We start from the raw sequence: 7,945 nt of genomic DNA on the forward strand, positions 1-7,945 counted from the left end.
CTGCTGACCGGTGCGCTTGCCCAGGCCGGCGGCGGCCTCGCGCTGCTGCTGATCCTGATCGACGAAGTGGACAACGCCTTTGCCGATATCCATTCGGCCGCCGTGTCGACCGGCACGTTCTGGACGCGGGCGACCGTACCGGTGCTCTCGGCGGCATTCGGCGCGCTGTGCACGGCCATTGCCCTGCTGGTGCCAATGGCGAAGTATCAGAACTTCCTGCTGCTGATTGGCTCGGTGTTCGCGCCGCTGTTCGGCGTGGTGCTCGTCGATCACTTCATCGTGCGCAAACGTCGCATCGAAGCCGCGGCGCTCGCTGACGTGCAAGGCCGCTACGGTTTCTCGGGCGGCTGGCATTTGAGCGCTTTCTTCTCCTGGGCGATCGGGATTGTGGCCTACCAGGCCATTAACCAATGGCTGCCGAATCTTGGCGCGACCCTCCCCGCGCTTGCCATTGGCGCGCTCTGCTATCTCGCCCTGGTGTCGACGCGCAAAGCGGCGTACGCCTAAATAAATTTGCCTCGACGACCCGTGCAATGCGGGTCGTTTGCCTCGCTTCTTTTAGCGCGGCTCGCGTCTTCGCCGAACCGGCCATCGCCCCGCAGACTCCATACGGCCTATTACTTTTGCCGCCGCATTTTCTATTGCGGCGGGTCGCCTTGCATGGCGTAATTACCTGGTAATACAGGCGTTTTTAAGATGGATCATCTCAATTTAAGGCACTTCCTGAAACGAACGACCGATCCATCTGAAAACTTGATCAATCTCCCATGGTTGTCACTTGACAACCATGGGTTGCACATTTAGCATGAGGCCATTGATGACTCGTGGGACCCACTCAAAGAAGGAAGTAGAAGACGCGCTGGCCTATGCCGAATCGGTCGGCTGGCGTGAAGGGCGGCGGCAAGGGGCACGCGTGGGGAAAAATGTACTGTCCGTACAACGACTCCGAGTGCCGGTGCGGTGAATTCTGCATCACCAGTGTCTGGAGCACGCCAAAGAATCCTGGCAATCACGCCCGGCTGCTCAGAAGGGTGGTCGAGAATTGCACAACTCACCGGCAAAAGTGTGCGCCGCAAACCGTACGCGCCAAGACCGAGCAAGAGGAGTAACACATGGAATACGACTTCACCCTGAAATACCAACTCGCAGCGGACGACTGCGACCTCGACCAGATCGTCGAACGCCTTGCCGAAGCAGGGTGTGACGACGCAACCATCGGTGTCGGGCAACCGGGCCGCGTCGCGCTCGTCTTTGCTCGCGAAGGCGCTACCGCCCTTCAGGCGCTGCTGAGCGCGCTCGAAGACGTGAAGCAAGCTGTGCCTTCGGCGCGGCTCGTCGAAGCGGCACCGGACTTCGTTGGCCTGACCGACGTTGCCGACGTCGCGGGCGTGTCACGCCAGAACATGCGCAAGCTGATGCTGAGTCACGCCGCCGAATTTCCCATACCCGTCCACGAGGGCAACCCTTCGGTCTGGCATCTGTCGGACGTGCTGACATGGTTGAACACGAGGGGCGGCTATGACATCAAGCCGGATGTGCTCGAGATTGCACGCTCCGCCAAGCAGGTCAATCTGGCGAAAGAAGCGCGTGAACTTGAGCCGCGGATCAATCAGCAGTTGGAGTACCTCCTCGCGTAACACCGCATGCAGCACACCGAGCCGGAATAGGGCAAACGCAGCATCGTGGCGATACCACCGCAACGCGGCATGGCATTGCCCGACAGCGGTTGCGGACGTTCACCAGCATCGGAGAAAACCAGGGAAGACGTATTCATTGTTGCTCAGCAATGAAAATAGGAAGGGATGCAGGCCGCGGCAAAATATGCCAACAGCTGGATGAATCTTCATTCTTGAGCACGATGCGGCGATATAAAATGACTGACGAATAAACTTAACATCGATTCATAACGATGTATCCCGCCCATGTTCTCCCAACTCAGTGATCTCGACCTGCGCCTGATCCGCGTCTTTCTGGCAATCGTCGACGCAGGCGGTGTCTCGCCTGCCCAGGCGACCTTGAACGTCGGTCAGTCGACCATCAGTACCCAGCTCGCCACGCTTGAAACGCGCCTCGGCTACCGGTTATGTGAACGCGGCCGTAGCGGCTTTAGCCTGACAGCGCGCGGCGAGCAGTTCATCGACGCAGCACGGGCGCTGCTGGCCGCCGTGGACACCTTCGGGATGCAGGCGCGCAATGTCGGCCGCAAGCTGGTCGGCACGCTGGACATCGGCATGATTGGCCACACCCCGGTGTCGGCCAGCGCGCGGATATCCAATGCGATCGGGCGGTTCCGCACGCGCGATCAGTCGGTGCGGTTTTCGATTCTGGTGCGCTCGCCGGGCGAACTGGAGGAACTGCTGCTAAACGGACGGATTCAGGTCGGCATTGGCTATTTCTGGCATCGGGTGCCATCACTCGAATACACCGAGGTCTTCGCCGAGGATCAGCTCGCCTATTGCGCCAAGGGTCATCCATTGTTCGGACAGGCGGGCGAAGTTGCACCCGCCGAGGCCGCGCAACACGAGTGGGCATGGCGCAGCTATCCGCTGCCGGAGGCCGAAAGCTCGACCACGCCGCACAACGTGACGGCGGTCGCGGACAACATGGAATCGGTCGCGATGCTGGTGCTCTCGGGCCATCACCTCGGCTATCTGCCCGGGCACTTTGCGTCGCCGTACGTGAAGGAAGGCCTGCTGGCGGCGCTCAACCCCGAGCTGATGAAATACCGGGTAGCGTTTCATATGGTCACGCGCGCGCGTCAGCACCGGACCGATATCGTCGACGCGTTTATAGACGACATGAAAGCAGCCCATCCCCTACCTGCCAGCGAGAATCACGCGTAAAGCTCAACGCGCAAAAACCGGCCGCATCATGAAAAAGCCGCGCAGACGACGCGCGGCCTTTCCGTCACGACAAAGCGCGCAACGCGCCTAGCCGTTGATCACATCAGCACCTTTCGGCACCGTGAACTTGAACGCATCCGCAGGCAGCGGCGGATTTTTCTGGATGTTGGAGAAAGTCAGCAAAGTCACGTTACCGAACACGTCGTGCAACTCCATGGCCTGCAGATTGCCGTCCTTAAAGCCGATACCCACGCTTTGAAACTGCGTGTCCTTGGCCTTCGGAATCAATTCGAGCCAATCGATCCCGCCCTTCACGCCTGCGTCACGCAGCGTGAAGTTCTTGTCCAGATCGTTGCTGCCGAACAGGATCGCCGCAGGGCTCGCGCCGAGCGCCCCACCCAGCGCCCGCACCGTGACCTGGTTCAGGTCCTTGTCGTACACGTAGAGCTTGTCGCCATCGGCCTGCAACACCTGCTCATAGGGCTTCTCGTACGACCAGATGAACTTGCCCGGCCTCGCGAACACAAATGTGCCGCTGGAAGTCGCGTTCTTCGGCATGACCTGCACAGCGTCGCTCGCGCTTTGGGCCTTGCTTGGCGCCCGCACTTCCTGCTGCACGAAATCGCCGCGCGCCGAATGCACCTGTGCGACAAACGCCTTCAGCTGCTCGGTGCCGCTCGCGAACGCCTGTTGCGCGACCAGCAAGGACGCCCCGATTGCGACGCTGCCAAGCCCGCGCGCAAGCGTACGAACCAGATGGCCGAGGCGGCCAGGATGGGCACTGTGCCCGGCGTATTGCTGCATATCATTCTCCGTGGATTGAATCGGACCAGGAATTGGGGTGGCGGAGCGCGCGGCGCGCGTCACCGCTTTCAGTGTTGGATGCGTGGCTGAACGCTCAACCGGATGGACCACGTCGCCGGTGACTGCCTCGTCGGCGACGCCAGCATTCCAGTGCTCACGTCGAAAAACAAATGGGATCACAAGCGTCGCCAATCACTCTGCTTCGCGCGCCGGCGCGAGAATCTCGCGATTGCCGTTCGACGACATCGCCGACACCAGCCCCGACTGCTCCATTTGCTCCAGCAAGCGCGCGGCGCGGTTATAGCCGATCCGCAAGTGCCGCTGAACCAGCGAAATCGACGCACGGCGATTCTTGATCACCACTTCGACCGCCTGGTCATACAGAGGGTCCGACTCGCCGCCGCCCGCGCCAGTTCCCTCAATGCCAGCCGAACCTTCGTCGCCGTCCCCGGTAACGCCGCCTTCGAGGATGCCCTCGATATAGTTCGGCTCACCCTGTTCCCTAAGTTTTTCTACGACGCGGTGCACTTCCTCATCGGAGACAAACGCGCCGTGTACGCGCACCGGCAAGCCACTGCCCGGCGGCAAATAGAGCATGTCGCCCATCCCGAGTAGCGATTCGGCGCCCTGCTGGTCGAGAATAGTGCGGGAGTCGATCTTCGACGAAACCTGGAACGCCATCCGCGTGGGCACGTTGGCTTTGATCAGGCCCGTGATCACGTCCACTGACGGCCGCTGCGTGGCCAGAATCAGGTGGATACCCGCCGCACGTGCCTTCTGCGCGATCCGCGCAATCAGTTCTTCGACCTTCTTGCCGACCACCATCATCAGGTCGGCCAGTTCGTCGATGACGACCACGATGTTCGGCAGACGCGTGAGCGGCTCCGGTTCATCCGGCGTCAGGCTGAACGGATTCGGCAGCTTTTCTTCGCGTTTGGCCGCTTCGTCGATCTTGTTGTTGTAGCCCGCGAGGTTACGCACGCCGAGCTTGCTCATCAGCTTGTAGCGGCGCTCCATCTCGGCCACTGCCCAGTTCAGCGCGTGGCCGGCCTGGCGCATGTCCGTGACCACCGGACACAGCAGATGCGGAATGCCCTCGTAGACGCTCATTTCGAGCATCTTCGGGTCGATCAGGATCATGCGGACCTGTTCGGCGCTTGCCTTGTAGAGCAGCGACAGGATCATTGCGTTGATCCCGACCGACTTGCCCGAGCCGGTGGTACCGGCCACCAGCAGGTGGGGCATCTTGGCGAGATCGGCGCACACCGGCTTGCCGCCGATATCCTTGCCGAGACCCATGGTCAGCGGCGAGGCCGCGTCGGCGTACACAGCCGAGCCGAGAATCTCGGAAAGACTCACGGTCTGACGGCGCTGGTTCGGCAACTCCAGCGCCATGAAATTTTTGCCCGGGATCGTCTCCACCACGCGGATCGACACCAGCGACAGCGAGCGCGCCAGATCTTTCGCGAGATTGACAATCTGACTGCCTTTCACGCCCGTGGCCGGCTCGATTTCGTAACGGGTGACCACCGGACCCGGGTACGCAGCGACTACGCTCACGTCGACGCCAAAATCCTTCAGCTTTTTCTCGATCAACCGCGAGGTGAATTCGAGCGTATCGGGCGAGATGGTCTCCTGCGCCGCGGGCGCCGGATCGAGCAGCGAGATGGGAGGCAGCGTCGAATCGCCCGGCAGATCGGTGAAAAGCGGCACCTGGCGCTCTTTTTCGACCCGCTCCGACTTGGCCGGCGTCACCACCGGCGGCACGATCATCACCGGCTCGTGCTCTTCGATGCGCACCCGCCCCTGCTCAACCTTGCCTTCACGCTTGACCGCAGCCGCCTCGCCCAGCTTGCGGTCACGGCCGGCTTCGCGGCGCAGACGGGCAAACGTGACGGCGGAAATGATTGATTCGCCAACCTTTTCGGACACGGAAAGCCACGAAAAGCGGAAATACAGCGACAGCCCGATAGCGAGCACGACCAGCAACGCCAGGGTGCCACCCGTGAAGCCGAGCGCGTGCGAAACGCCGCGGGCCACACCTTCGCCGATCACGCCACCGGGCGCGCGCGGCAGTTGCACTTTCAGCGACCACATGCGCAGCGCCTCGATGCCGTCGCTCGCGAGCAATACCAGCACGAAGGCGAAGGCTTCGGCAAGCCAGCTTGCGTCGCGCGGCGTGTCTTCCGCCATGGTCTCGTGACGGGTAATGCGGCGGTAATTGGCGGAGATGCGCCGCCCGAGCAGCACCACCCACCAGTAGGCGGACAGGCCGAACAGCAGCAGCATGATGTCGGAGGTCCAGGCGCCCACACGCCCGGCCCAGTTGGCAATGTGATCCACCTGCGCGGCGTGGGTCCAGCTCGGATCGTGCCGGCTGTAGCTGACGAGCGCCATCAGCAGGAAGACGCCGAGCGCGACCTGCAGGATCCAGCGGATTTCGGTGAAAAGGCGCGACATGCGGTGCGGCAATGCCTGCGCGCTCGCGGAATAAGGAGCTTTTGCCATTGATCCTGTTGCGTGTTCGGCCAAACGAGCGGCCAACTAAGTGGCCACCTATACGACCACATAACGCGGCCAGATCAGCGACCCAATGAGCGGCCAAACCAGCAACTCAAAGCGCTGCCCCAAGCGGCGCTGGGCGCCCGGTCGCGGCCGCCGGGTCGATCGATCCGGGCTATTGTAAACGCAGTGCCGCACACAAGGCTGTAAATGACAGTAACCAAGGGCAGCCAGGGTGGTTTTTTCAGCAAAACAACGCCATCACGCTATCGCGCCGATCAGGAAGCTTCATGAAGCAGCCCCGCACCTCGGCCTTTATAATGCTGGTCTGATACCCATCTACAGTTTCAGCTCACATTTAGCTGTTGACGCGCGGCCTCGCAAGGGCGAGCCCAGCGCCTTTTACGGATCTCGATCATGCCTGCAACCACCACCAAACACGCCAAAGTCCTGATTCTCGGTTCCGGCCCCGCTGGTTACACGGCCGCCGTCTACGCCGCGCGCGCCAACCTGAACCCGGTGCTCATCACGGGTCTCGCCCAGGGCGGCCAACTGACGACCACGACCGATGTCGAAAACTGGCCGGCTGATGCGAACGGTGTACAGGGCCCGGAACTGATGGCGCGCTTTCTCGAGCACGCCGAGCGCTTTAACACCGAGATCATTTTCGATCACATCCACACGGCGAAGCTCAATGAAAAGCCGATCCGTCTGATCGGCGATTCGGGCGAATACACCTGTGATTCGCTGATCATCGCGACCGGTGCGTCGGCTCAATATCTTGGCCTGCCGTCCGAAGAAGCGTTCATGGGCAAGGGCGTGTCCGCCTGCGCAACCTGCGACGGCTTCTTCTACAAGCAGCAGAACGTGGCGGTGATCGGCGGCGGCAATACCGCAGTCGAGGAAGCCCTCTACCTCGCCGGCATCGCGAAGAAAGTGACGGTGATCCACCGCCGTGACAAGTTCCGCGCCGAACCGATCCTGATCGATCGTCTGCTGGCGAAGGAAAAGGAAGGCGTCGTCGAGATCAAGTGGAATCACGTGCTTGACGAAGTGACGGGTGACCAGTCGGGCGTGACCGGCCTGCGCATCAAGAACACCAAGACCGGCGAGAGCTCGGATGTCGCGCTGCAGGGCCTGTTCGTTGCCATCGGCCATAAGCCCAACACGGACATTTTCGAAGGCCAACTGGAGATGAAGAACGGCTACATCATCACCAACGGTGGTCTCTCGGGCAATGCAACGGGCACCAACGTGCCGGGCGTGTTTGCCGCAGGCGACGTGCAGGATCACGTGTACCGCCAGGCCATCACCAGCGCCGGTACGGGTTGTATGGCTGCGCTGGACGCTCAGCGTTACCTCGAAACCATTGATGAAATGATCGGCGAACGCGTCATGAGCGCGGAAGCGGAACGTTAATCGGCGACCCGTCGGGCAGACCCGCCTGGGTCGCGCAGCGGGTCGTAAAGCAGAAACGGTAAAATAGCGCTCGGGCCTGAACCTGAGTGCTGAGCGCACGCAGTGTAGAAAGGGCTGCAGCCGCAAGGCTGGCGGCCCTTTTCCGTTTACCTGTGCCAATTGTCCGTTGCGCGCTTTTGCGGCCGGGCACCCCGCGCGGCCCAAAGTGCTCGCGCGACCGATCCAATCCTGAACGTGTGTCACCGTTATGGCGAAGAATCTGCCTCATCCTAGCGAACCCAAACGCCCGCGCCCGGCCGCTGTGAAGCCAACGCCCGTGCCGGTCGCACCCAGCCAGCCGCAGATCGATCCGGCGGCCGGACTGGCGGGTCTAGGCG

6 protein-coding genes and 2 pseudogenes are annotated in these 7,945 nt (G+C 61.7%); 5 read left to right on the forward strand and 3 right to left on the reverse strand.

Translation table 11 applies throughout. The annotated features are described in order from the left end of the window. The 3 genes and pseudogenes from WCA85_RS16530 to WCA85_RS16540 form a co-directional block, all read left to right on the forward strand. A partial coding sequence (locus tag WCA85_RS16530; protein WP_424065642.1) for a cytosine permease occupies positions 1–507 on the forward strand: 507 nt, incomplete at its 5' end. A gap of 310 nt (positions 508–817) precedes the next feature. Continuing rightward, a pseudogene (locus tag WCA85_RS16535) lies at positions 818–1,109 on the forward strand (hypothetical protein). A gap of 3 nt (positions 1,110–1,112) precedes the next feature. Further along, complete coding sequence (locus WCA85_RS16540) at positions 1,113–1,637, forward strand: helix-turn-helix transcriptional regulator (protein ID WP_424065644.1); 525 nt, start codon at positions 1,113–1,115, stop codon at positions 1,635–1,637. 17 nt (positions 1,638–1,654) lie between these two features. On the opposite strand, the pseudogene WCA85_RS16545 reads toward WCA85_RS16540, so the two are convergent. Beyond that, positions 1,655–1,774 (reverse strand): annotated as a pseudogene (locus WCA85_RS16545) (agmatinase); the annotation flags it as partial. Positions 1,775–1,922: 148 nt separating this feature from the next. Here WCA85_RS16545 and WCA85_RS16550 point away from each other — a divergent pair. Next, positions 1,923–2,843: a LysR family transcriptional regulator gene (locus tag WCA85_RS16550; RefSeq protein ID WP_424065646.1), complete on the forward strand. Its 921-nt coding sequence runs from the start codon at positions 1,923–1,925 to the stop codon at positions 2,841–2,843. 87 nt (positions 2,844–2,930) lie between these two features. Here the strand turns inward: WCA85_RS16550 and lolA are convergent, their stop codons facing one another. Then, positions 2,931–3,647 (reverse strand): outer membrane lipoprotein chaperone LolA, encoded by a 717-nt coding sequence (gene lolA / locus WCA85_RS16555; RefSeq protein WP_424065651.1) that lies wholly within the window; start codon positions 3,645–3,647, stop codon positions 2,931–2,933. A 192-nt stretch (positions 3,648–3,839) separates the two neighbouring features. Beyond that, positions 3,840–6,155 (reverse strand): DNA translocase FtsK, encoded by a 2,316-nt coding sequence (locus WCA85_RS16560; RefSeq protein ID WP_424065647.1) that lies wholly within the window; start codon positions 6,153–6,155, stop codon positions 3,840–3,842. Between the two features lie 411 nt (positions 6,156–6,566). On the opposite strand from WCA85_RS16560, the gene trxB reads away from it, so the two are divergent. Continuing rightward, positions 6,567–7,568 carry a thioredoxin-disulfide reductase gene (gene trxB, locus WCA85_RS16565; protein ID WP_424065649.1) on the forward strand — a complete coding sequence of 334 codons (1,002 nt, stop codon included), beginning with the start codon at positions 6,567–6,569 and terminating at the stop codon, positions 7,566–7,568. The last annotated feature ends 377 nt before the right edge of the window (positions 7,569–7,945 follow it).

The organism is Paraburkholderia sp. (assembly GCF_049581445.1).
Taxonomy (GTDB): domain Bacteria; phylum Pseudomonadota; class Gammaproteobacteria; order Burkholderiales; family Burkholderiaceae; genus Paraburkholderia.